Consider the following 24,634-nt stretch of genomic DNA (forward strand, 5'->3'; position numbering starts at 1 on the left):
AAATAAAATTCTCATCTGCATTAGCTTCACCTTATTTTTAATTACATTCCAATCACTTTTATTGTTTTTTAAACTCGCTATAAGGAATAACATGTCAATCTCAGCCGAAGCTCCAAAAAAAATAGGACATGAATATGTACAATATGATGAAGATCGTATTGGGTACGAAATGCTTCAGGAATTTGAAGCTCAAGTCACCCGAATGTACAAGGACAAAAAGATGCTCCGACAAGTACATACCAAGATGCATGGCTGTGTAAAGGCCACTTTTGCTGTAGAAAAAGATTTACCAGAGGAGCTTAAAGTCGGAGTATTTGCAGGCAATCCTAGAAAATACAATGCTTGGGTTCGATTTTCCAATGGTAACACAAAGCCTCAAAAAGACAAGAAAAAAGATATCAGAGGAGTGGCTATTAAGTTGCTGGGTGTGCCTGGAGAGAAGATATTGGAAGACGAAATCAATGCCGAAACTCAGGATTTTTTACTGATGAGTACCGAGACTTTCTTTGCAAAAACCATCAAAGAATTAGCAAGACTCCTCAAGGCATTAACATCTCCAAACTTCTTTAAAAGCAAACTTTTCATTCTAAACCCAGTTTTATGGCCCATAATACTGCGTGCATCGAAAAGTAAAGTAGCCTGCAGAAACCCTCTTGAAATCCCTTATTGGAGCACCCAGCCTTACCAATTTGGGACTGTAGACCGTGCTGTCAAATATCACCTTCGCCCATCTCCAAGTAATAACATAGTCATAGAAAACACCACAGATTACAATTATTTGAGGTATAACATGGCCCAAACGCTACATGACAATGAGGCCAAATTTGATTTTTTCGTTCAGTTTCAAACTGATGCTGATGCCATGCCGATAGAAGACCCTACAGTTGCCTGGAGTTCTCAAAATATCAAAGTTGCAACCTTGACCATTCACCCCCAAGTTTTCGATACAAACGCACAGATCGAATATGGGGATAACCTTTCCTTTAACCCTTGGCATTCTCTGCCGGTGCACAGACCTTTGGGAGCTTTTAATAGAGTCAGAAAACGTGTCTATGAAGCCATGTCTAAATTCAGACATGATATGAATAAACTTCCCTCAGAGGAACCTAAAGACTCTTCTGATTTTCTAGATGACATTCTTCCGGTAAATACGAAGGTGACACTCGATCAGCAAGTACCATCCAAACATATCATATTTACCACGGCTGAAGTCATTGTCAATTGCGATAAAAAGACAGCATATGAATTCGTAGCAAGTGTAGAAAAACTTTCGAGTTGGCTACTGAAAACTGGCCCTATTTACGGTATCATAAAAGTGAAAAAGTTACGTGGCAATTGGGCAGAAGTTGGTGACAATAGACTGGTAGAAAGAGGGGACTCAGCTACTTTGGTCGAAGAACTTATCTCGGTACATCGCTACTCAAACTATTCATACCAGACGACGGAATTCAGCGATATTTTTAAGAAATTCACCAGCAAAACCTATGGCCACATGTGGTTTGATACGGTTGATGATAAGACAAGACTGCGATGGGTTTATACTTTTACGTACAAAAACCTATTTGCACGAATTTTCCTTTCAATATTTGCCCCACTTTTTCTGAAAAAGTACCTTCAAAATGGGTTAAATAATGCCAAAGCATTCTTAGAAGAGTAGGTGCAGGGATTTAAATCGTAGATAGATATCGGAGTACATTTATAGATGGAAAAAAGAAATAGGCTCCACCCTTCACTGTGATCACTCTTGGCAGATCCTTAATCGTTTTGCTTACCGGTTCATCTTGCACAGTGAAATTCTGTTCTTCTCCAGGCTCGACTGTTTCCTTTACGCCAATAATTGGATCCGGGTCATTATACAGTTCCTTGTTTTTCGGGAGATTTGCCCAGGTATATTGGAGAAATTCAAACTGACGGCTGATATCTGCATTGAAGCAAATAAACAAAAGTCCAACATCTCCTTTTGGAGTAGTATTGGTAGGAGATCCCTCATAGATTTCTCCATAAAGCCTCGCTCGTCTGATTATTCTATGCTGCTTACTCAGTTTTAGCGATTCTTTTTTGCCATGGTCATCCACATTGTCTCTTGGATTTGTTCTTCTTAAGTGTGACCCAAACGGGCACTTCAAACCATCCTTATCAAATTTAGCATAGCCAAAATCATTGACATCACTATAGGGCCCAGGATCGCTATCTGGAAAAAGGGTAACTGGTGCACCACTCTGCCATCTTCCCATAAACTTTGCACCCAACTTTAAGCTCTCGGCTACATTAATTGAACCATCTGGATTTTTCGTTTTTTCGTTCAAATAACCCCAAAACTTATTTACATCCTGATCCAATTGGCGCATCACCATGAAAGTCCCATCTTTTCCTATGTCCTTGTGACCGCTCCCACCTGCATCAGGTGTTAGTAAATTCAAATCTCCTTGATCTTTTACAATCAAAGGCGTGTCCGGATATACACCAAATTCGTTTTTGTAACCAAATAGAAACTCCCCCGCTTTGATGACATCATCTTTATCTCCTACTCTGCCAGAGCCTTCGATGATTGGTTGAGATATTCCGTCTCTAAACCCAAAGTGTTCTTTATTATCTGGCTGAGTTTGACCATCTACATAGAAGAGTTCCTTAACCCCAATTGCATCAAACTGGGATGCTAACGCATCATAATAATTTAAACACACGATTTTATCTTTTTCAAGATCATCGTTTGCAGATTTATCATTTCCAAACACCATTAAACAGAGATGGATGGTTTCATTACGAGGTCCTCCCCAATTCCAAACTTCCGGTCGACTGGTGCCAAAATCTCCCAATAATCTGGTTCTATGGTCAGAAACCATCCCTTGTCTAAATTCTCTAGAAAATGCACCAAGATTCTCTTCATGCAACCCCAACTTTCCTAATCCAGCATGAGTAAAAGCAATATTCAAATGCGTAGAAGAGATTTTGGACTTATCAGGTATATGTCTTGCTGATGTCATTTCCTTCCACGACTGTGACAACCATTTTTTGAATGACTTAGCATCTGAAATCTGTAAATAAACAAACCTCGAATACAGCATATGAGCATACCCGCGGATAAGATAACCTTGGATATTTTCTAGTTCTAGCCTTGTCATAGTCTATAGGAGTTTAAGAAATTTGGCAGCCTGACGCTCTGAAAGTGTTTTCATCAATTGAACCCTAATTCGGGTGTTATTATTGACATTTTTTATGGAGAGGTCAGGATATGCTGTGTACCAAAAATTAGTCACTAGCTCGGAATTGCGGCTCCAAGCCAAAAAGTACTCTTCCTTGTAAGCACCACCAGTAATTAGAAAGTTTGTCTTTGGGAAAACCTTGGTATTGGAGAAAATCCCAGTAAGTCCCCAACCGCTATTATCGATGAAATCTCCAAGATATTGCTGCCAACTCCCATCGAAATTGGAGAAAAACAGGACTCGGGAATTTTTCTCAAACATAACCCATTTAGCAAAGTGAATCGTAGGGATACCCATTAATTTACCCTGAGTGAAGATGAATTTGATGAGGAAATTAGAAAGCAAAAACATGAACTTAATTGCTAAAAGACGGACATTCCCTTCTTTCATATCTACGAGCTGGGTAAATTGATTTTGATTTTTGAAATCTTCATACACTTCCAATTCAGTCAAAAAGTCATTGTCTAACTGGCTTCTCTTTTTTGTGAAATTCTCATCTTTTCGCTCGTAAAAGAAGTGTACAATCAACAATAAAATAATGATAAAGGGCAATAAGGCGAGCAAGCAAATTCCTAATAAAACTACCCCGAAATAATTGATATGAGGCATTGAAACTCTTTCCTCTTTCAAATACGAGAAATCGGGATTAGCTAATACCTCTTCTTTAATTTTCCTATGTACAGTATCAGGTGAAACATCTTCCCAAGTCCTAGAATCGATAAAATCACGGATAAAATCCCGAAGCTTTTTTTCCTTTTGTATCTGCAAAACAGACCTTCCCGGAGCTCCTATGTAAACAGCTGCATCTTTGATCACATGACTGGCCAAAAAGGATTTCCTACTGGCTGTGTTTACTGTATTTAATGGTGGATAGCCTTCACAAAAAACATAAACTAAATCCAATATGGTACTGGAAATTTCGCTGACTTTATGGAGCATTTCTCCTTCCTCCCCATCGTAATCTATCACAAAAAGTAACTTCGGGTTTCTTTTCTTCTCATCATTTATATAAGACTTCCCATGATCTATCACGACCCATCGAGCATAATGTATGATGGACAAAGCATCAAATTCTTTGGAGATACCTTCCTTGGAATTCCGTTTGATTTCTACCAATTGGTCTAGTAAACCCTGAACCTTATCAGCGATTACAGGAACCAGAATAGTAGTTGAGTTTTGTTGCATATAGATTTATTAACCTATAACTAATTTAATATTTAAAAAAACCATAGCCCTGAAAGTCAAATAAATAAGGTGAAAACAAGCTTATTTGGACCAATTCCCTTGAAAAACTAAAAGTAGAAATTGGTTTCATGCTCATTTCAAGAAAAGATTTCTAACCGTTAATTATTGGTGAAAGGCCTACTTTAAAAATACTAACAATGCCTCTTTCAATATAAAATTAATTATCCATTATCACAATTTTGATCTAAGAATAATCCTATAAGAGAGGAATCAGGAAATTAGAAAAATCGTCGATTACTTATAAAATGAATTAATATGGACAAAACGATGAAGCAAGTTTAGATAACCATCCAATTCTAAATATCTTTAAAGCAATTCTTAATTATAATTAACACCGCAGTTACAATGAAATCATCCTATATAGTATTTATCCTATTTCTCCTAGCAAGTTTTACAGCCACTGCACAACAAACTTGTATGACGGAAGCTAACATCAAAGCCTTAGATGCAAAGTGGGAAGAGATGAACTTAAAACCTGATCCGGAATTTTTCAAAAGTAGACTTGCAGAGAATTTTGTCTGGGTGCACAATCATGCTTCAATGGTTGATACGAAAGCTGCCGCTATAAAGAGAGCAGAAACTCAAGCTGCCAATGGAACGAGCAACACACGATCTAGGGTTCAAAGTGACGTGAAAGTCGCCATTACAGGAAATGTGGCTATTGTTACTGGATTCACAATAGTAGATAGAGGCCCTACTCCTACACGATACCACTTCATGCGAACCTATATGGAAATAGATGGACAGTGCCTTTTAGTTGGAAATCACACCATGGCGGTTCCTGAAGAGGAATAGTGGATCAAAGCTTTAGACAAAATCAACCTTTACGAAGTTTTTTTTAATCTTAGGTCTTTCCCAAAACCGAACAAAATTGTCCGCGGATTTTATTATCACAATTTGAAAAAGCTTCTCTCAAGCTCTCTATCCGGGTTTAGGGAAGGCATGCCTTTTGGTTTTTTGTGTGGAAGCAAAAAAGAGATACAGATTTGTTTCTCCAAAATTTGAGAATACCATGTGGAAAAATTATCTGAAGACATCTTTTAGAAATCTGAGACGACAGAAGGGCTATACCTTGATCAATATTCTTGGCTTAACATCTGGAATAGTAGCAAGCATTTTTATCTTTTTGTGGATCCTAGATGAACTATCGTTTGATAAGTTTCATATTGAAAGCGATAGAATCTATAGTGTCATGGTTAATAGCGAAAGACCAGATGGAATTATTGATACCTATCCCGCTAATCCATCCAGACTGAAAGAAACTCTTGTCAATGAAATTCCTGAAATAGAACTAGCGACTCAATACAGTTTTGAAAGTGCTGTATTGGTAAAGCATAAAGCTGAGGGCTTTAATGAAATAGGAATTTATGCTGATCCCAATTTTTTCAGGGTCTTTAGTTTTCCATTGGTAAAAGGCAGCGTTGATAACATTCAGAATAAGTTAAACAGCGTGTATATTTCTGAAGACTTGGCGAAAAAGCTTTTCAAGGATGAAACCTCATTAGAAAAAACTATTCTACTTGGGCAAGATCAGGAATTGACGGTGGCTGGTGTATTCAAAAACATCCCTGATAATTCTTCCCTACAATTTGATTTCGTTGCTCCTTTTGATCTCTATCTACAAGAGAATCCATGGATGCAAAACTGGGCAAGTGGTGGATCGAGAACGACAGTCTTGCTGAGTGAGAATTCAGAAATCCCTACTGATAAAATTGCTAATCTGATACAAAAAAACTGTACAGAATGCACTAGCCAGCCATTTCTTTATCCTTACCATAAGCTTCGACTTCATGGAGAATTTGAAAATGGGGTGAATATTGGCGGAAGAATTCAACAAATTTATCTTTTTGGGATTGTAGCTATTGTAATTCTAATCATGGCATGCATCAATTTCATCAACCTTGCAACTGCAAGATCAGGTTCAAGAGGTCGGGAAGTAGGAATCCGTAAATCTATAGGTGCAAATAAATCTGAACTCGTAATTCAATTTATTACTGAATCTATTTTGGTCTCTTGGATAGCATTAATTTTAGCGATCCTTTTGGTGCAATTGCTCCTTCCCTTTTTTAATCAACTCACAGGAAAAAATCTAGCCCTTGACCTAACCAACCCTATTTTCCTACTAGGTTTAGTGTCTATTACCATCATTACCGGAGTTCTTTCTGGGGCCTACCCTGCATTTATTTTATCCCGCTTCAAACCTATTTCTGTTTTGAAAGGAGATAATAAATCGATTCTAAAAGGACAGACTTTGCGAAGAATTCTGGTCATTGCCCAATTTTCTACTTCGGCCATATTGATCGTGGGAAGTATTGCTATTTATCAGCAAATAAATTTTATCAGCAACCGGAATCTTGGATTTAATAAAGAAAACATCCTCCTCATTGATCAAAATGAAGGCATTGTCAAAAGCTATGAGGGGATAAAAAATGAATTACTTCAGCTTCCAGGAATCGAAAATATTGCCTTTGGTGGGAACAGCATTTTTACCGTTCCAATCACCACAAATGATCCCGTTTGGACTGGAAAACCTGAAAATTCAAACATCAATTTTAAAATTTATCGATGCGACGAGGCATTTATTCCTACACTAAACATCCCTATAAGTAATGGCAGAAATTTCTTAGGTGCTCAAGATGCCTCGAATTACATCATCAATAAAAAAGCTGTAGAAGCGATGGGGTTGGATCTTGAAACTGCAGTCGGTACTGAATTGGAAATGTGGCATGGAAAAGGTCAAATCATTGGAGTTTCAGAAGACTTTCATAACGATAACCTGAAGTTTGATATTGAACCGATGATTTTCATGTTTTCTGAAAATCTTGGTTCACACTATTTCATCAAAGTTTCCAATCAAGCTTCCAAGGCTGGATTAATTGACCAAGTAAAAGGAGTTTTTAAAAAATACAATCCGGAATATCCTTTTGAATTTTCTTTTCTAGAGGAGGTTTTTGAAAGAGAATATCAAAATGAACAAGTCATAGGCAAACTCGCTCTTTCTTTTACAATCATTGCAATTTTAATCTCTGGTTTGGGTCTTTTTGGTTTGGCTTCATTCACAGCAGAACGAAGAACCAAAGAAATTGGAATTAGAAAAGTCCTTGGCGCCTCTTCCAAAAGTCTTTCTCTATTATTATGTAGCGACTTTGCTATTTTAGTCTTTGCCAGCTTACTGATTGGCTTTCCTATCGCTTGGTATGTTATAAGGGAATTCTTATCCAACTTCACTTTTCATACAGAGATACATTGGACATTGTTCTTTTTCACTGGCATGCTGATGCTGGGACTTACACTCCTATCCGTCGGATATCATGCGATCAAAACCGCCTGGTCAAATCCTGTGAATTCCCTTCAGAATGAGGAGTAGGGTTTTGTTAAGAGATGGAAAATAACATTTTCTATTCAACAGGCCCCAATTTACCTTTTGCAGCTTCCAGCAGCGTTTTTGAATCGAACACTTTTCCCGCTTTAACCACAGTATGAACGGATCGGGTTCGATTGATATCCTCTATTGGGTTCCCTTTGATTATCATTAAATCTCCCCACTTTCCAGGGCTAATGCTACCGGCACGGTCGTCTATTCGAAAAGCCTCAGCGTTTTGCTGGGTAGCATAGTAAAGTACTTCGGCAGCTGGAATTCCAATTTCCACCATGGCTGCCATTTCCCTATGAATAAAGAAACCACCGATCCCTCCACCCAAATAATTATCCAATAACAAAGGACGATCCGTACCTATTGTGATCAAGCCTCCTGCCTCATAATACCTCAAAAGGGTTCCTTGTTTTACTGGATATATTAAGGCACAAAGTTCATTGAAACTCGAGGGTTTCACATCAGCTATAATCTTTTGAGAAAATGGAGTCAAATACTGCGCTTCATTTGCCCAATCTTCAAATATTGGAGAATCTATCATTCCAATCGCCCCGTACGTTCCAAGAGTAGCATCGAAATAAACTCCGTTTTTGATATACAATTGAATGATTTCTTCCAGTCTGGGATCTGCAGGGTCTAGGTCTTTCAAACTATTATAAGCATTGGTAGTGGTCACCAACAAATCTCCTCCCAAGAAATGCTCTACTCGATCAATCCCAATTTTGATCGCATCCTGAGGATTGACCGAGTTTCTAAATCCAGAATCCAAATGTCCGGTTACCGTAAGATTATGCTTATGAGCTTGGTCGATTAGAATTGCAAGATGCTCTTTTGAAATCCCTTTAGCTTTGAAACCAATTGCACCTCTTTTTGCCCAATAATCCACTCGATCTCGGATTTGTTTCTCAGTAAAATCAGGGTTCCAATCAGGAGCCGCCGAACCAAAATACGGTCCAGAGTGCAGGATTCTAGGCCCAAGCCTTTTATTGGCATCGATCGCCTCTTGAAGATCCCACATTTTCTCAGGCTCAATTTCTCCAGCAGGAAAAGTACTGGTAATGCCATTGGCAAGAAAAATCTTGGGCATAGCTACCGTATCATCAAAGGCTTTATTGGCATAGCTCACTCTGTAATGTGCATGCAAATCAATTAAGCCCGGAAGCACATAATCCTCATCACTTAAACTGAGAACCTCCCAATCTTTTATTCCTTCTCCATTTCTAAAAAGCCCATCTCCAATAAAAATCCCTGAGTTCTTTTGAAAACTTTTACTATCAGTATCAAACACCCAACCTCCTCTGATCACAAGGTTCTGGGAGTAGGTTTGGAAACTTACCAAAAGGATAAAAAATATGATAAGGAAAAGGGATTTTGTCATGTTTAGAAAGGAGTTTGCGTTAAAAATGAATACTGAATATACAGAAATCCCTTCCAGTATTATTTGATCTTCAAAGTCAGCTCCCCCATTCTATCTCTGTGATAATCACTCCCAGAGATCTCGTAGGCCTTTTTTACAAATTCCAGAGCGCTCACTATGTCGTTATTTGCTTCAAAATAATCAGCCATAGAATCATACATATTGGCACTTTTGGGAAAATATTTGAGCCCCTGATCAAAGAACATTTTCGCCTTTTCCATTTGCCCCATATCCATATTCATATAACCTGAAATGGTGATCAAATCTTCAGGAAAGGGTGGCACTTCAAAACCAAAATGACTCCTTAGCTTCTCTGCTCTATAATTCAAGATATCGAGTAATTCTGAGGTGGGCGTTTCAGGAATATTAAATAATTCGGTTTTTTCCATTTGAAACCAATCAAAAAGAGAAATCATCCCATTTCTTAAGGAAGGTAGAGGTACGGTTCCATGAAGGTCTTTAGGGAAAATCTCCCAATCAAACGCTAATCCTTGATCTGAATAAACTCGGCAAAGCTCAGCAAAGGCAATATTGCTTCGGGCAAACATGGTGAATTCAGAATCGTCATCCATGACATTGTCAATAGTGATTTCTGGCTTTTGCATATGCAGCTGACCACTTAGAGAAATATAGAGCGATTTTCCATTCAGACCTTCTTTCGTAAATGCTTCCTTGGCTTGCTTTAGCATCAATTGATCATCCCAATCCAAACTCGGATCAATCGCCAAATAATTCTCAAAAAGTTCGGGCTGATGGATCAAAGTATAGATCGAAAAGAGTCCGCCATAAGAATGTCCGATTAACGTTCTATAATCGCTGGCCGGATAGTTTTCTTCCACATATGGAATCAATTCCTCTCCTAGGAATCTCAAAAATTGAGCGGCCCCTCCATTCGGACCATAGCTTGGCTCGACAACTGAAGGAGTCAAATCTCTGGTTCTATTTTCTTGATTAGAAACTCCGATTAGGATCATATCCGGCAAAAAACCACCCATATAAAACTTTTGAGTCACTGTAAGAGCCGGAAACAGAATTTCCCCATCCAGAATAAACGCAACAGGATATTTCTTATCACTCTGAGGGTCAAATTTCTCAGGAAATTGTACAAAAAATTGTCTGGACTCATTTAAAACCTCTGAATAAACAGAGTCTTTTAAGCCTATCTGGGAAAGGAATTGGGCATTAGTTTCACTTATTATGCTAAACAAGATAGCAAGACAAAGCACTGCTTTTTGAATCAGGGATGACATCAGAATGGTGTTAGGGAAATACTTTAAATGGAAATTTATTTGGCTTCTTCTATTTCTACTTTTCTAATCCAGCTCAGGATAAAAGTGGTAGAATACCCCAGAATAAAGACTATTAATCCAAATAAGGGTGAGAGCAAGGTGATTTTTAATCCACCTGCCAGGATAGCTGGATCCGCGCCGCCAGTTGCCTCTAGGGCATCAAACCCCTGGATCAAGCCCATTAAACTGTTGGCAAATGAAATCACCAATCCGAGAAGTACTGCTTGGTTGATCAGCTTTTTATACTTCAAAAAAGTAGCCACCTCCCCATTCAGATTGGCAATGGCCTTCAGCGTAAAAAAAACCGCTAGCAGTGAACAGGCTAAAATAAGTAACATCCCGATCAATCCTCCTTCTACAAATCTTTCAATGATTACATTTGATAGAACCAATTTCTGAGTTAAAATAGCTGTGATGGTGTACATAGATTTTGTGGTTAGTTGATGATACAAGTTTACAGTACTTGGTATTCTCAAATAAGATTTTGCGACCAACAACTGACTAAACTACCAAATTGACAGGAATTCGTTTGGTTTTGAAAAATACCAGCTACTCAATGTTGCCTATCCAGCAAAACCCGTCAACCATCGCAAATTCTTTGCAAATACAAATTTTTACAAGACCTTGTCCGTTTCAATGAAGAATAATAAGCGGTTGTTAATTCAGGTATCAAAGAAGCTACTGGAACAGTTATCGATCTGTTTAGGCACTCTTTTGTTCTTTACTTTTTACTTCGGCATTACTATTTCCGATCTCGCTCCTGCCTTTACTTTCGGAGTCTTTTTACTCCCAGTTACCATGGGAATGGTTAATGTATTCAGTTTTCACCTTATTCCAGAATACCTATTTCGGCAAAAGTACTTCTGGTTTGCGCTATACACGGTTTACACCCTAGTTATTTCATTTTTCTTAATTGCCTTATCCTCCTTTTATGGCTTTATTTTCATTAACTCTTTGGAGACAATGGATAGTGACTTTATGCTGAGCAAGAATCTTTACCTCATCATCATTGGGGTATATATTATTGTGTTATTGACTTCCTTATTTTCTGCTTACCGAGAAAGCTATAAAATTCACCTGCGAAATCAGGATCTACAATATGCGCTGGTAAATGGTGAACTTCAACTAAAACAAGACGAACTCTCCTACCTCAAAATGCAGATTCATCCACATTTTTTATTCAATACACTAAATACGATTTATGGCTCAGCAATTTTAAAAAGCAATCAAACACCTGAGTTGATACTTAAACTCTCTAATCTATTGGACTATATCTTGTACCAAACCAAAAAGTCTATGGTTCCCTTACAAGATGAGATCGATCATTTGAAGGATTACCTGGATTTGGAAAAGTTGAGACATGGGGAAAAACTGAAAATCAAATCGACTTTTCCAGATAATTTAAGCAGCCAAATGATCGCTCCTATGCTTTTTCTTCCTTTGCTGGAAAACAGTTTCAAACATGGAAAGTCCCAGGGAAATGACGCTTTTGTAGAATTAAGAATAGAGGCTAGTGAGGGTGATATAAACTTCTTCCTAAAAAACTCCTTAGAGGAAACTGATCAGAATGAAACACTAACTTCTTCTGGAATAGGACTTCAAAACATCCAAAAACGCCTAGCACTCCTCTATCCAAAAGCCCATAATTTTACCTTCGAAAAAGTGAATGGCTACTTTATTGTCAACCTTCACATACAAACAAATCATCCCAAGAGCTCATGAATTGCCTGATCGTTGACGACGAACCCATTGCCCAGAATATTCTGAAGGACTTCATATCCAAGGTTGATCATTTGAACCTTATCGGGTGCGCAAGCAATGCTAACGAAGCTTTCAATGTACTACAACTTGAACAAATCGACTTAATATTCCTCGACATCAATATGCCTGGAATTGACGGGATGGCTTTCGCCAAAATCATCCCTCAGGAGATTCATGTGATTTTCACCACTGCCTATCGGGAATATGCTATTGAGGGATTTAATCTTGAGGCAACGGACTATTTGCTGAAACCCATTCCTTTTGAGAGATTTCTTAAATCAGTTTCTAAAGTAAGAGAGGCTATTGAGAAAAGCAGGGCAAATTCAACTGAAGAAAAGCCCAATTTCTTGTTTGTTCGTCAAGATCGAAAAATGGAAAAAGTAAACTTCGCGGACATACTTTACATAGAAAGCTTTGCTGACTACATCAAGATTCATTTGACTGATCGCGTATCGGTTGTGCGCGAGAGCCTATCTAATTTCGAAAAAAAGCTTCCTGAAAATCAATTCATCAGATTCCACCGATCCTTTATCGGAAATATCGCAGCCATCACTTCCTATACCCATGAATTTCTAGAAATAGATGGAAAGGCTTTGACCATTAGCAGATCTTATAAAGAGGATGTTTTGAAAAGGCTTCAGCAATTTGAATAAATATAAATCTTAAAAATTCTGAATATTTTCTCATCCATAGTGAGAAAATGATTTTTCTAATTTACTTTGTATTTCAAAGTACTTTTAACTATGCGAAAACCTGAACAAGAGTTAGCCGAAATCAAGTCTATGATGGAGCGAAGCACTCGCTTCCTAAGCCTCAGTGGACTTTCTGGAATATTGGCAGGGACCTACGCTTTGATCGCAGCCGGGATTGCTTATACCTGGATCTATTATCCAAAAGTACCTTATGGCAGTAACATAGACAAGATCAGTGATGAAGGGATAGTTGGCAAGTTGCTAATCACTGCATTGATCGTGTTGTTACTATCTATAGGAACTGCTTGGGTGATGAGTCAAAATAACAGCAAGAAAAAGTCTACCAAATTCTGGACTCCAGCAAGCAAACGTTTCATCCAAGCGCTATTTATACCCATAGCAATTGGTGGAGTCTTTTGCTTGGCTTTGATTTCAAGAGGACATCTCGCTGTAGTCGCTCCCACAACCTTGATCTTTTATGGATTGGGTTTGCTGAATGCCTCCCACTTCACTCATAACGACATCAAATACCTTGGCTATTGTCAGCTTGTGCTTGGAGTTATCTCGGCATTCCTCCCAGGTTTTGGCCTGCTCACCTGGTCATTAGGTTTTGGAGTACTGCATGTCATCTACGGAGCGATGATGTATTACAAATACGACAGGTAAGGTGAAGGGGAATTACGATAAGGCATTTGAAAATGTGGTCCGATTGCGGGTCATGTCCATCTTGATGGTCAATGATGAATTTGATTTTAATTCATTCAAAGAGCTGCTAGATGTGACGGATGGCAACCTGGCTTCGCACCTGAAAAACCTAGAGAAGCAAGAATACATTTCTGTAGCTAAATCATTCCTGGGCAGAAAACCATTAACCAATTATTCTGCAACGGCCAAAGGTAAAGCAGCATTTCAAGACCATCTTGAATTCCTTGAAAATTTGATCAAAGAAAACAAAACCTAAAAAAATTTAAACATTCACTTTGAAATACAAAGTACTTTCAAAACACAAAATAATGAAAACAAGCATAGAGTTTCTGAAAGGCATTCAAACCAAATCAGCTGCAGTAGCGGCACTCATTGGAGCCTGCATTCCATTTTCCTGGCTTATGTTTCTCATTCTGGTCAAAAGTGAGGATTTCGAATCCTGGATGTATATCCCCCTCACCTTTATCCCATTGGGAGGTTTGTTTGGAGGATTATTCTTCTACCTCATGGGATTTATTTGGTTTCCTTCTGGAGGAAGAAAACTGGCGGCTATCAGTTTCAGCACTCTACTCTACTTCGTAGGGATATGGCTCGGTGCAGTTTTCGCATTCAGCCTAGTTGGGCTTTGGGATTAATATCTCCATATACACCTACCTATAATTTACCTCACACTTTAACTCACTAAATCATGGAAAAAGAATCAAACCTTTCTATCCTCGAAAAATTTCAGGATTGGATTTCCCGCTCTACCAGCTTAAAACTTTTAGTAATAGGCTTCATTGCCTTATTACTTTTAATTCCTCAAGCCTTGATTACGGACTTAATTAACGAAAGGCAAATCCGTCTCCAAGAAACGGAAAATGAAGTGACAGATAAATGGTCTCGGGCGCAAACTGTAATTGGTCCCTATCTGGCACTACCCTATCATACGTACCGAGAAGTACAGAGCAACGGTGAAACCAAGGTAATTAAGGAACTACAAACTGCTTATTTTCTGCCTGATCTTTTAGACGTCACTGGGGACCTTCAGGCCGAATCTCTTCATCGAGGCATTTTTGATGTGGTCGTTTACCGAGGCGATTTAGACCTGAAAGCCAACTTCAACTCCATTGCACTTGGAAAACTTGATATAACCACTGAGCAAGTACTTTGGGATCAAGCCACCTTTCTAATTTCCGTGAGTGATCTAAGAGGAATTGGTGAAAATCCTGACCTAAAACTTGATAGCAAATCGCTTATTTCAGAACCATTTACTGATACTCAAACTAACTTGAAGGGTCTTCAATTCCCTGCTTCCCTAGATTCTGCATCAAATGATTTTACATTCTCTGGAAAAATAAAGCTGAAAGGAAGCAAGGAGTTTCATATTGTTCCTTTAGGCAAAACCACCACCTTGAACCTCAGTGGAAACTGGCCTAACCCGAGTTTCCAGGGAGACTTTTTACCTGAAGAAAGAGTTTTGACCAAGGAAGGTTTTGAGAGCACATGGAAGGTCCTCCATTTCAACAGACCTTTTGGCCAGGAAATCACCAACACGCTGCCAAATTTTCTGGAAAGTTCCTTTGGCTTAAGTCTCAAAATGCCCGTAGATCAATACCAGCAGAGCATACGAACTTCGAAATATGCAATCCTCATCATTATCTTGAGTTTTCTGGCATTGTTCCTCATGGAGACCTTTACTAAAAGAAGAATTCACCCGCTTCAATATACTCTGGTTGGTTTTGCGCTTGTCCTCTATTACACCCTGTTGATAGCACTTTCAGAGCAATTTGGTTTCACATCAGCATACCTTATTTCGAGTTTAGCTACCGTAGGACTCCTAGCATTTTATTCCAAAAGCCTCTTTTCGCAACTCAAAACCACAGGGATTTTCACAGGAATTCTTTCTGCCTTTTACCTTTTCATTTTTGTGATCATAAAGCAACAGGACTACGCCTTATTGATCGGAAGCATTGGGCTATTCATAGCGCTGGCCGTGACTATGTTCATCTCGAGAAAAATCGATTGGTATAAAAAATAAATCTGAGTAGATCTGATTGACACCTTTATTTGATAGCAAATGAAATCATCAAATTTACCTGAAAAATTAGAGAACTATTACTTCAGCATTAAGAGAAATAGATGGCACTGGTTGTTTCAACTCGGTTGCAGAATCCTTCTAGCCTATGCATTTATAGTAGCAGGAATGGTGAAAATTCTTGGTGAGCGATTTGCCAGCGGTTTATCTGTCATACATCCCATGGGCTCCTACTTGGAGGCTCTGCATCACACGGGGTATTACTACACGTTCATTGGTGTGGCCCAGGTGCTAGCTGCCATCTTACTTCTTATTCCTCGCACAGTGTTAATGGGAGCAATATTGTACTTGCCCATTATTGTAAATATTTGGGTGCTTTCATATGCAGTTCGATTTGTGGGCTCCTATGTCACGTCGCCATTAATGGTGTTGGCCAATCTTTACATTCTGGCTTGGCATTACGACAAGCTGAGATACATCTTGCCTTTTAATCGATATTCGAAGGAAGTAAGCGTGCCAAAGCCTGAGAAATACGATAAAAAGTTTCCATTTCTGTTCTTTTTAGGAGTGATTGGAATCCTGGTTTTCACCGTATTGTTTTCACGTTTTGGGCATGAAGCGATGCCTCAGAATTCTTTAGAATCCTGCAAAAAACAGTTTGTAGGAAAAGAATATGAGGTAGCTGGATTTGAATTTTGTGAATGTGTCCATACCAATGGAAACCCCTTGGATGATTGCCTAGAGAGATTTGATCAAAGCAAAAAGTAGGTTGTTATATCCATTAAAATAAAAACAGGAGATGCATATACTTGCAGGGACTTCTGTGGGAATGATCCCTGCACTTTTTTGACTCAATCAATAAAATGGTTGTATTTTGGCAAATGCCATCAAAACCACTTCTAGTCAATGGATATTTTTAGCATCATTACCATTCTTATAGTCCTATCAGCAGTATTTGCCTTTATCAATACTAAATTCCTGAAGTTGCCTTTTACGATTGGCTTGATGATTATTGCCATCGTATTCACACTTGGCATCACCATTTTAGGTAAAATCAATCACTTTTTCATCGACGAAGCTGAGTTGCTGATAGGTTCTATCGACTTCGAAACTGCTTTGTTGGATGTGATGCTGAGTTTTTTGCTTTTCGCTGGCGCGCTGCATACCAAACTGGATTCATTGAAAGCGATGAAAGCCCCGATTGCTGTCTTTGCCACTATCGGTGTGCTAATTTCCACTTTTTTGGCGGGAACCATGATGTTCTACGTTTTCATTCTTTTTGGGCATGAAATCGACTACATCTACTGTCTATTGTTTGGAGCTCTGATCTCTCCTACGGACCCTATTGCTGTTTTGGGGATTCTTAAAGATGCCAATGCACCTAAAAAACTTGAAGTCAAAATAGTTGGCGAATCGCTTTTTAATGATGGCGTGGGTGTGGTTATTTTCCTAGTGATTTTCAAAATAGCACAGAAAGGAATCGGTGCGGTGAGTGCAAGCGAAGTCGGATTACTTTTTCTCGAAGAGGTGGCTGGAGGAATTGGCTTAGGTCTGATCGCAGGCTGGTTGACATTTAGACTGATGAAAGTGATAGATCACTACGAAACCGAAGTAATCATCACGTTAGCGCTGGTGATGGGGCTATCTATGCTAGCACATTACCTTCATGTATCGGGTCCGCTGGCCGTAGTGGTAGCCGGGATTTTTATAGGAAACAAATCTCCGTCCATTGCCTGGTCTGAGACCACACATAACTACGTGGATAAATTCTGGGAGTTGATCGATGTGCTACTAAACGCAGTCCTCTTTGTATTAATCGGTCTGGAGCTCCTGATTATTACTGCAAGCGAGGAGTACCTAACTCTAGGGCTAATCGCAATTCCAGTAGCTCTTCTCGCAAGATATTTATCGTTGGCAGGGCCAGTGGCAATTTTCAGAAAGCAACTGGACTTTATCCCTAAAACAGGCTTGATGATGACTTGGGGCGGAATCCGAGGTGGAATTTCCATCGCATTAGCTTTATCTCTTGAGCCGCAAATGGAGCGAGAACTCTTCCTAACCGTGACCTATGTAATTGTGGTTTTCTCAATCATAGGACAAGGTTTAACAATAGGACCTTTGGTGAAAAGGGTAATAGGTATGAGCAAGAATGACGATCCGAAGTAACAGAAAACTTATTTCTCGAAAGTAATAGCTCCTGGACTTGCTCCTAATTGCTCTAAAGTCTCACTTATAGCTTTCACCATTGGACCAGGTCCACAAACGTAAAAGTGCTGAGAATAGTCCTGTACATGTTCCTTTAAAAACGCTTCATCAATGAGACCATTTTCATGACCACTAGCACTTTCCTTTTCAAGAATAGAAACAAAGTCTTTCCCTAACGTCTCTCTGAAATAGCTTTCCAAAATCACATCCTGCTTAGTCTTATTTGCAAAGAAAAGTTGATTTCCAGACAGTTCTCCTTTTTCTTTCAAAGACTTTATAATCGCGATAAACGGGGTAACTCCAGCACCTCCAGCTATAAATACTCCCTTTCCTTTGTAGTTTATGGCTCCCCAGGAATCATCTAGTATTAGCTCATCGCCTACCACTAATCGGTCGAGTTGATTGGTCACCCCATCGTGATCAGCGTAGGATTTTATTACAAATTGCAAATAATCATCCTCTGGCAAAGAAGTAAATGTAAATGGCCGCTTTTCCTTTTTCCACTCTGGTTTGTTAATAGCTACTTCAGTTGCTTGACCTGGAGTAAAAGAATAGCCCTTGGGCTTCTCCACTTTATACTGCTTTACATCATGTGTTAGTTTTTGGATATCAATTAGTTTTGAAACGTAAGCCATTAAAATAAGATAGTTGGTGTTACTATATAATACGTATTCAAAGTTTTTTGTTTAGTCACTTCCTATTTAATGCTACGAGTCCGAGGACGTAAATTGAGTAATATCTTCAATATTTATATGAATTAGCTAACTTGAGCTTTGAAAAACCCCTATTCAAAAATGAAAAAACAAGTAAATCAAAGCATCCTCTTATTACTCATTCTATCTCTTGCTTTCACGGCATGTTCCAGCAAAACAGGAACTGAAGAGGTGGAAGAAACAATGGAAGAAACACAAGTAGCATCAGCCAATTTTGGTGGATTAGCTCTCTATACATTGAGAGATGCTATGTCGAAAGACCCTAAAGGCACGCTAAAAGCTGTAGCAGAAAACGGCTATGCTTACGTAGAAACAGCTAATTATTCAGATGGGAAGTTCTACGGCATGACCCCTACTGAATTCAAATCCTACTTAGAATCCCTTGGCCTGACTGCGAAAAGTGCGCACATGGGCATGGTTAATTTGGAGAATGCAGATCAATTGATTTCAGACGTAAAGGCTGCTGGAATAGAATATTTTGTCATTCCTGTACCTCCTATGGGCATGTTTACTTCCGGAAAAGATGGAATGGGCATGAAGGGTACACCAGAAGAATTGGTTAATATCATGAATACCTTGGGCGAAAAGTGTTCAAATGCAGGCGTCAAGTTACTTTACCATAATCATGATTTTGAATTCAAAACTTTGGAGGATGGAACAGTGATCGAAGATTTACTTTTGGAGAAATGTAATCCCGAATTTGTAAACTTTCAGATGGATCTTTTCTGGGTAACGAAGGCAGATGTTGACCCGCTAACCTATTTTGAAAAGTATCCAGGGCGCTTCATTGCTTGGCATGTGAAAGACATGAATGAAGAAGGTAACTTTGCTCCTGTGGGAACTGGTACGATAGATTTCAAGAGAATCTTGGCAGAGAAGGATAAATCAGGAATGGAGTTCTACTTAGTAGAGCAGGACAATACTTTCGATTTAGACCCTTTGGAAGCAATCAAAATCAGCCATCAAGGTTTAGAAGAGATTGGATTCAAATAATCCCCCCTTTTTATAAATTAAAAGCCACCTTAATCGGTGGCTTTTGTCGTTTTGAGGATCCTGCTTTTAAAACTCAATAATAACCCACTCCTCATTTCAGATGTTTTTAGTAATTTAATCGGTGTCCCGAAAACGATAACCTGATTATGAAAAACCCAATTTTTATTTTGCTGCTTTGGCTCTTTATTCCTTTGGTTGGAAAGGCTCAGCAAGAAAAGCCAAATATTGTCTTGATTCTAGCAGATGACTTAGGATGGTCAGATATCGGATGCTACGGAAGTGAGGTAGAAACTCCAAATTTAGACTGGTTAGCAGACAGAGGCATCCGATTCACCCAAATGTATAATACATCAAAGTGCAATCCTTCTAGAGCAGCATTGATTACAGGCTTGTATGCTCAGCAGGTTGGATATGGCGCCACTTACCTTCAGCCTCTGAAAAATGGAATCACAGCCGGAGAACTTCTCCAGTCAACTGGATATAGAACGTTGTGGGCGGGAAAACACCATGGCTACGATCATCCAATGGACCGGGGTTTTGATAGGTATTATGGATTGAAAGAAGGCGCTTCAAACCATTTCAATCCCGGCCCGCGGCGTGTGAATGAACCAGAACCTGCCCAAAAAAGACCTGATCGCCCATTTTACGATGACAGGAAATTGATGCAGCCTTATTCAGTGCCGCAAGATTATTATTCCACCGATTACTTCACCAAGCATGCTTTGCAGTGGTTGGACGAATACAAAGAGGATAAGAAACCATTTTTTCTTTATTTGGCTTACACAGCGCCGCATGATCCACTAATGGCTTGGCCAGAAGACATTGAGAAGTACAAAGGAAAATATGCAGAAGGCTATGAGGCTATCCGGAAAAAACGATTTGAAAAGCAGAAAAAACTAGGAATCATAGATGAAAGCTATGCGCTAAGCGACCCAACATATGAGCCATGGGAATCTCTTTCAGATTCAGTGCGACAAGTAGAAGAGCTGAAAATGGAAGTATATGCAGCGATGATTGATCGAATGGATCAAAAAATCGGAGAAATAATCCAGAAGCTAAGAACACAAGGCAAGTTAGATAATACTGTTTTTCTATTCCTTTCGGACAACGGTGCTTCAGCCGAAGTAGTAACTATCCCTGGAAACGGGGAAATCGGTTCCGTAGGACAATGGACTTCCCTTGGAGCAGATTGGGCAAATGTTGGAAACACTCCTCTTCGATTCTTTAAAAACTATTCGTTTGAAGGAGGGATTAAAACTCCCTTGATCGTCTCATGGCCAAAAGGCTTGGGACATCAAAATGAAATCAACTCTTTTCCAGCCCATCTAATCGACATTCTCCCTACCCTGGCCGAACTCGCAGGTGCTAAATACCCAAATGAGTTCAAAGGAAATTCTAATTTGCCTGCTGAAGGACAAAGCCTATTACCCGCTATCCGTGGTGAAAAATCCCAACGGCAAGAACCTATTTTCTGGGAATGGTCTGTAGGCAAAGCCGTGAGAAAAGGCGACTGGAAACTTGTCAGCCATGGGAAAAATGCTCCCTGGGAATTGTATAATCTTAATAGTGACCCAACAGAAACCAATAATATAATTACACTGCAACCTGAAATTGCCAAGGAAATGGAAGTTGATTTTCAAAACTGGAAAACCAGAGTTAGTCTTTATTAAAGTCTAAACTTAGTTATTGGCAACAAACCTCTTGTCATAGATTAGTCAATGAACGGAAATACCACAATAATCCTGATTTTCGGAATCCTGATCCTACATTTTGTTGTTGGGATCGGCTATTTGGTCTTCAAACTATCCCGCAAAAACCAAAACAACAAAAAATGATTCCTGTAGAAGATTAGACATATTTTCTGGTATTTACATGAAATTAAAAAAACCACTTCTTAGTAGAAGTGGTTTTCGCGTTGAAACCATTTAATGTTTAGCCAATTAAACCAAAAGTGTCAAGTTGCGATGGGTATTATTGTGCCCTATCCAAGAATAGCCGTTGGTAGTCCTCGCACTTGCTGCAAGTACAAAGCTGTATGCACAGGATTGCGGTGGTCTCCAATTTCCGGATGCGGGAATCACCTTATTAACGAAGCCTGTCCAGTTTCCTTTTGCCGGAGTATAGCTTTCGCTATAAATACTGGTAGAAAGCCCTGAACCATAAGTCGCATAGAAACTAACTCCTCTAAGATTCCCTTCGGGATCATTGGCAGTAATTCGGAAATTCAAACCATCTGGAGCAGCGCCTATTGTTTCGATCGCACAGGCAGAAACTTCGCTGCTGCCATGCTTCACACTTTGTATCACTACGTCTGGCACGTGATTGTCTATATACAACCTCAACACTTGCGAATCCAATTCTGTGTAACTCGTTCCTATATAAAAAGTGACTTTCACGCTATATAAGCCCGGTAATAAACCAGAAGTCGGAAACTGAATCAGTAAATCATCTATCGAGTAGTCAGTTGCGGGATTTGTCATTTGATAATAGCCAAATGAATTGGGAGCAAAAGACTCCAAGGCATAGGTTGAGCCTGTCCAGCGATAATTCGACCAATTGCTAATCAATTTGGTGTACGAACCTCCCCCCGGACCAGCAATTTCCACTTTGTATTTTCTATTTCCTGCAGAATAGAGCTGCTGCAGCTTGGTACGATTGCCTATCAAATTCAAAGTACCCCCAAAGGCAGCATTCTCCACAGCTAGATAATATCCTGCATCTGTTGTTGCACGACCAGTAGTAGGAGAAATTTTGGTAGTTGGAATCAAACCTACACTACCTACTAAAGGACCCAAATCCTTTACAGGAATTGTCGGCTTTCTACTAAGAATTAACTGACGAAGTTTCGTGAAATCCTTGTAAAAATTACCAGGAAAATCAGTTGTAAAGCCAGGATTGCTGGACTTCACTCTGAAACCAAAATAAGTGTATGGAGTACTGAGCGGCCAAGATAACGCCACATTGATCTCACTGAGCTGTATTCTAAACTTCCAGATTCTATGGGAATCGTCTGAGTTGGGGCTAGCGCCAAATTCCTGCACTACGGCCGAATTGGATGGATCTGAAAGTAAACCAGTCCACTGGCCAGGTCCAAGGTATTTTTGCTTACCTAGCTTGTTTGGCTGACCAGGGTACAAGCCATAATTCACATCTACACCTGAAGTGATATTACGATCACGGTTGTTATCAAAAGACAGCCAAAAGTAATCGTTCGTACTCGGATCATTCCCAGTATCAGATACCACATCTAAGGTGAGATAAAGGAAATTTGCATCATTTTTTGCCATCACAAATCCTCGGGAGAACTTGAGGCTTCCGGCTCCATCCCAGTCTCCTGCCATGATTGGTTTATTGATGTCAATTGGGTTTACTGCCCACTCACTCCGTAAGGGTAAAGCAAAAAGTAACGGGGATGTGATAGATAAATTTCTAAGTTTAGCCATTGTTTTTAATTGTTATGAAATTTGAAAAAAAGCGTTTGTCTCTTAAAAAATTGAGACGATTATGAAAATACAATCCCGCACTGCTCTGAAAAAAATCAAGCCAATAACGGGAACCTTAGAATACCCAAGCAGATAAAATTAGTTCAATCCGCTGATATTCAATCTCTTAGTAAATTTAAGCATTGACCAGTAAAATGATAGGGAAAAGCGCACAAAAAAACCCTGACTTGTACTAAGCCAGGGTTTTAGATTATTATTTTTTGCAAATCACTTTGCTGGAAGAACCTTCGCTTTTACTTCTCCAAAGCCAACTCGCACCCCGTCTTTCTCCGCAAATCCTTTCATAATTACTGTATCGCCATCTTCGATGAACTTTCGCTCAGTACCGGATTCAAGCTTAACTGCATTTTTACCATTCCAAGAAAGCTCTAACATAGAACCAAAAGAATCCGGCTCCTGACCTGAGATCGTTCCCGAAGCCATCATGTCACCGACATTGATATTGCAGCCATTTACGGTATGATGAGCCAATTGCTGGGCAACATTCCAGTACATGTTTTTGAAATTGGAAGTACAGACCTTGCTGCTCTTCTCGTCTTCCGGCTGGATATAAGCCTCTAGATGTATATCGAAACTATGGGATTGTTCGCATTTCAAATAATCCAAAACTTCAGGTTCCTGCACAGGACTTTCAACTTTGAATTGCTCCAAAGCTTCGAGAGTAACTACCCAAGGTGAGATAGAGGATGCAAAGCTTTTACCCAAAAATGGACCCAAAGGAACATATTCCCAAGCCTGAATATCCCGAGCTGACCAATCGTTAAACAAAACAAAACCGAAAATATAATCCTCCGCATCTGCTGTAGATACAGAGTCACCGAGCTTGGTGGATTTGCCTGTAATGAATGCCAACTCTAGTTCGAAGTCTAACTTTTTGCTAGGCCCAAAAACTGGTGAACCTGATTCAGGATCTTTAGTTTGTCCTTTTGGTCGGATCACCGGCACTCCTGAAGGTATGATGGAAGAGGCACGACCATGGTAGCCAACGGGAAGATGCTTCCAGTTTGGCAAAAGTGCATTCTCTGGATCACGAAACATTTTACCCACATTAGTGGCATGTTCCATGCTGCTATAAAAGTCTGTGTAATCACCGATTTTCACCGGCATCAGCATGGTTGCTTCCTTCCGATTCAGCATTACTTTTCCTCTGGCAGAATGATCTCTCAGTTTTTCATTATCTGCCGCAAGCAGATCCTGAACGCGTTCTCTGATTTTTTTGGTAGTTACTTTTCCGAGTTCGATCAGATCATTAAGAGATTCACTTAAGAAAATCCCCTCAGGCAAAAACATATCTGAAAAGAATCCTTCTTGATCAAGGATACTTAGGTCTACAATCTTATCTCCAATTGCTATTCCGATACGCGGACTAAGTTTTTTGTTCTTAAAAACTCCAAAAGGAAGATTGTAAATCGTGAAATCTGAATTTTTTGCTACTTCCACCCAGGTAGTCAGGGCGTTGGTTGGGCTGTCGCTCATTGGTAAAAATCGTTAGGAGTGCAAATTTAGCCTTTCTATATG

General features: G+C 39.4%; 21 protein-coding genes. 13 read left to right on the top strand and 8 right to left on the bottom strand.

All coding sequences use genetic code 11. The features are described 5' to 3' along the window. Positions 1-91: 91 nt before the first annotated feature. The gene (locus tag QOL76_RS09420; protein ID WP_283412705.1) at positions 92-1,657 is read left to right on the top strand and encodes an SRPBCC family protein; all 1,566 of its coding nucleotides are present in this window, start codon (positions 92-94) and stop codon (positions 1,655-1,657) included. A gap of 10 nt (positions 1,658-1,667) precedes the next feature. Here QOL76_RS09420 and QOL76_RS09425 read toward each other — a convergent pair whose 3' ends face one another. Together QOL76_RS09425 and QOL76_RS09430 are read right to left on the bottom strand one after the other, a co-directional pair. Further along, positions 1,668-3,122 (bottom strand): Dyp-type peroxidase, encoded by a 1,455-nt coding sequence (locus QOL76_RS09425; protein WP_283412706.1) that lies wholly within the window; start codon positions 3,120-3,122, stop codon positions 1,668-1,670. A gap of 3 nt (positions 3,123-3,125) precedes the next feature. Continuing rightward, positions 3,126-4,388 (bottom strand): hypothetical protein, encoded by a 1,263-nt coding sequence (locus tag QOL76_RS09430; protein ID WP_283412707.1) that lies wholly within the window; start codon positions 4,386-4,388, stop codon positions 3,126-3,128. Positions 4,389-4,793: 405 nt separating this feature from the next. On the opposite strand from QOL76_RS09430, the gene QOL76_RS09435 reads away from it, so the two are divergent. Both QOL76_RS09435 and QOL76_RS09440 read left to right on the top strand, forming a co-directional pair. Next, positions 4,794-5,243, top strand: a complete 450-nt coding sequence (locus tag QOL76_RS09435) for a nuclear transport factor 2 family protein (protein ID WP_283412708.1) — start codon at positions 4,794-4,796, stop codon at positions 5,241-5,243. A gap of 217 nt (positions 5,244-5,460) precedes the next feature. Further along, positions 5,461-7,815 (top strand): ABC transporter permease, encoded by a 2,355-nt coding sequence (locus QOL76_RS09440; protein ID WP_283412709.1) that lies wholly within the window; start codon positions 5,461-5,463, stop codon positions 7,813-7,815. A 31-nt stretch (positions 7,816-7,846) separates the two neighbouring features. Here QOL76_RS09440 and QOL76_RS09445 read toward each other — a convergent pair whose 3' ends face one another. From QOL76_RS09445 to QOL76_RS09455, 3 genes are read right to left on the bottom strand one after another with little or no spacing between them, the layout of a single operon-like run. After that, complete coding sequence (locus QOL76_RS09445; RefSeq protein ID WP_283412710.1) at positions 7,847-9,199, bottom strand: amidohydrolase family protein; 1,353 nt, start codon at positions 9,197-9,199, stop codon at positions 7,847-7,849. Between the two features lie 59 nt (positions 9,200-9,258). Further along, positions 9,259-10,488 carry an alpha/beta hydrolase-fold protein gene (locus tag QOL76_RS09450; protein WP_283412711.1) on the bottom strand — a complete coding sequence of 410 codons (1,230 nt, stop codon included), beginning with the start codon at positions 10,486-10,488 and terminating at the stop codon, positions 9,259-9,261. Between the two features lie 35 nt (positions 10,489-10,523). Then, positions 10,524-10,952, bottom strand: a complete 429-nt coding sequence (locus QOL76_RS09455; protein ID WP_283412712.1) for a hypothetical protein — start codon at positions 10,950-10,952, stop codon at positions 10,524-10,526. A 211-nt stretch (positions 10,953-11,163) separates the two neighbouring features. Here QOL76_RS09455 and QOL76_RS09460 point away from each other — a divergent pair, with 211 nt between their 5' ends. The 8 genes from QOL76_RS09460 to QOL76_RS09495 all read left to right on the top strand — a co-directional run bounded on the left by QOL76_RS09460 (position 11,164) and on the right by QOL76_RS09495 (position 17,868). Continuing rightward, entirely contained in the window at positions 11,164-12,249 is a 1,086-nt protein-coding gene (locus tag QOL76_RS09460; protein WP_283412713.1) for a sensor histidine kinase, read from the top strand. Then, entirely contained in the window at positions 12,246-12,941 is a 696-nt protein-coding gene (locus QOL76_RS09465) for a LytR/AlgR family response regulator transcription factor (RefSeq protein WP_283412714.1), read from the top strand. Before QOL76_RS09460 ends, QOL76_RS09465 begins: the two co-directional genes overlap by 4 nt. A gap of 90 nt (positions 12,942-13,031) precedes the next feature. After that, entirely contained in the window at positions 13,032-13,646 is a 615-nt protein-coding gene (locus tag QOL76_RS09470) for a hypothetical protein (RefSeq protein WP_283412715.1), read from the top strand. A 1-nt stretch (position 13,647) separates the two neighbouring features. After that, on the top strand, positions 13,648-13,941 hold the full coding sequence (locus tag QOL76_RS09475; protein ID WP_283412716.1) for a winged helix-turn-helix domain-containing protein: 294 nt from the start codon (positions 13,648-13,650) through the stop codon (positions 13,939-13,941). A gap of 52 nt (positions 13,942-13,993) precedes the next feature. Next, entirely contained in the window at positions 13,994-14,320 is a 327-nt protein-coding gene (locus tag QOL76_RS09480) for a hypothetical protein (protein WP_283412717.1), read from the top strand. Positions 14,321-14,373: 53 nt separating this feature from the next. Then, positions 14,374-15,705 carry a cell envelope integrity protein CreD gene (creD, locus tag QOL76_RS09485; protein WP_283412718.1) on the top strand — a complete coding sequence of 444 codons (1,332 nt, stop codon included), beginning with the start codon at positions 14,374-14,376 and terminating at the stop codon, positions 15,703-15,705. A gap of 39 nt (positions 15,706-15,744) precedes the next feature. Continuing rightward, a complete protein-coding gene (locus tag QOL76_RS09490) occupies positions 15,745-16,470 on the top strand; it encodes a DoxX family protein (protein ID WP_283412719.1) in 726 nt (241 codons plus the stop codon). 138 nt (positions 16,471-16,608) lie between these two features. Further along, positions 16,609-17,868: a cation:proton antiporter gene (locus QOL76_RS09495; RefSeq protein ID WP_283412720.1), complete on the top strand. Its 1,260-nt coding sequence runs from the start codon at positions 16,609-16,611 to the stop codon at positions 17,866-17,868. A gap of 8 nt (positions 17,869-17,876) precedes the next feature. Here QOL76_RS09495 and QOL76_RS09500 read toward each other — a convergent pair whose 3' ends face one another. Continuing rightward, complete coding sequence (locus tag QOL76_RS09500) at positions 17,877-18,542, bottom strand: FAD-binding oxidoreductase (protein WP_283412721.1); 666 nt, start codon at positions 18,540-18,542, stop codon at positions 17,877-17,879. Positions 18,543-18,701: 159 nt separating this feature from the next. Between QOL76_RS09500 and QOL76_RS09505 the strand changes: the two genes are divergently transcribed. After that, positions 18,702-19,613 (top strand): sugar phosphate isomerase/epimerase family protein, encoded by a 912-nt coding sequence (locus tag QOL76_RS09505; protein ID WP_283412722.1) that lies wholly within the window; start codon positions 18,702-18,704, stop codon positions 19,611-19,613. A gap of 146 nt (positions 19,614-19,759) precedes the next feature. Then, positions 19,760-21,283, top strand: coding sequence for an arylsulfatase (locus tag QOL76_RS09510; protein ID WP_283412723.1), 1,524 nt, complete (start codon positions 19,760-19,762; stop codon positions 21,281-21,283). Between the two features lie 270 nt (positions 21,284-21,553). On the opposite strand, the gene QOL76_RS09515 is transcribed toward QOL76_RS09510, so the two are convergent. After that, on the bottom strand, positions 21,554-23,056 hold the full coding sequence (locus QOL76_RS09515; RefSeq protein ID WP_283412724.1) for a hypothetical protein: 1,503 nt from the start codon (positions 23,054-23,056) through the stop codon (positions 21,554-21,556). Between the two features lie 267 nt (positions 23,057-23,323). After that, positions 23,324-24,592 (bottom strand): fumarylacetoacetase, encoded by a 1,269-nt coding sequence (gene fahA, locus QOL76_RS09520; protein ID WP_283412725.1) that lies wholly within the window; start codon positions 24,590-24,592, stop codon positions 23,324-23,326. Positions 24,593-24,634: the final 42 nt, after the last annotated feature.

This window comes from Algoriphagus winogradskyi, from assembly GCF_900182815.1.
In the GTDB taxonomy this organism is placed as follows: domain Bacteria; phylum Bacteroidota; class Bacteroidia; order Cytophagales; family Cyclobacteriaceae; genus Algoriphagus; species Algoriphagus winogradskyi.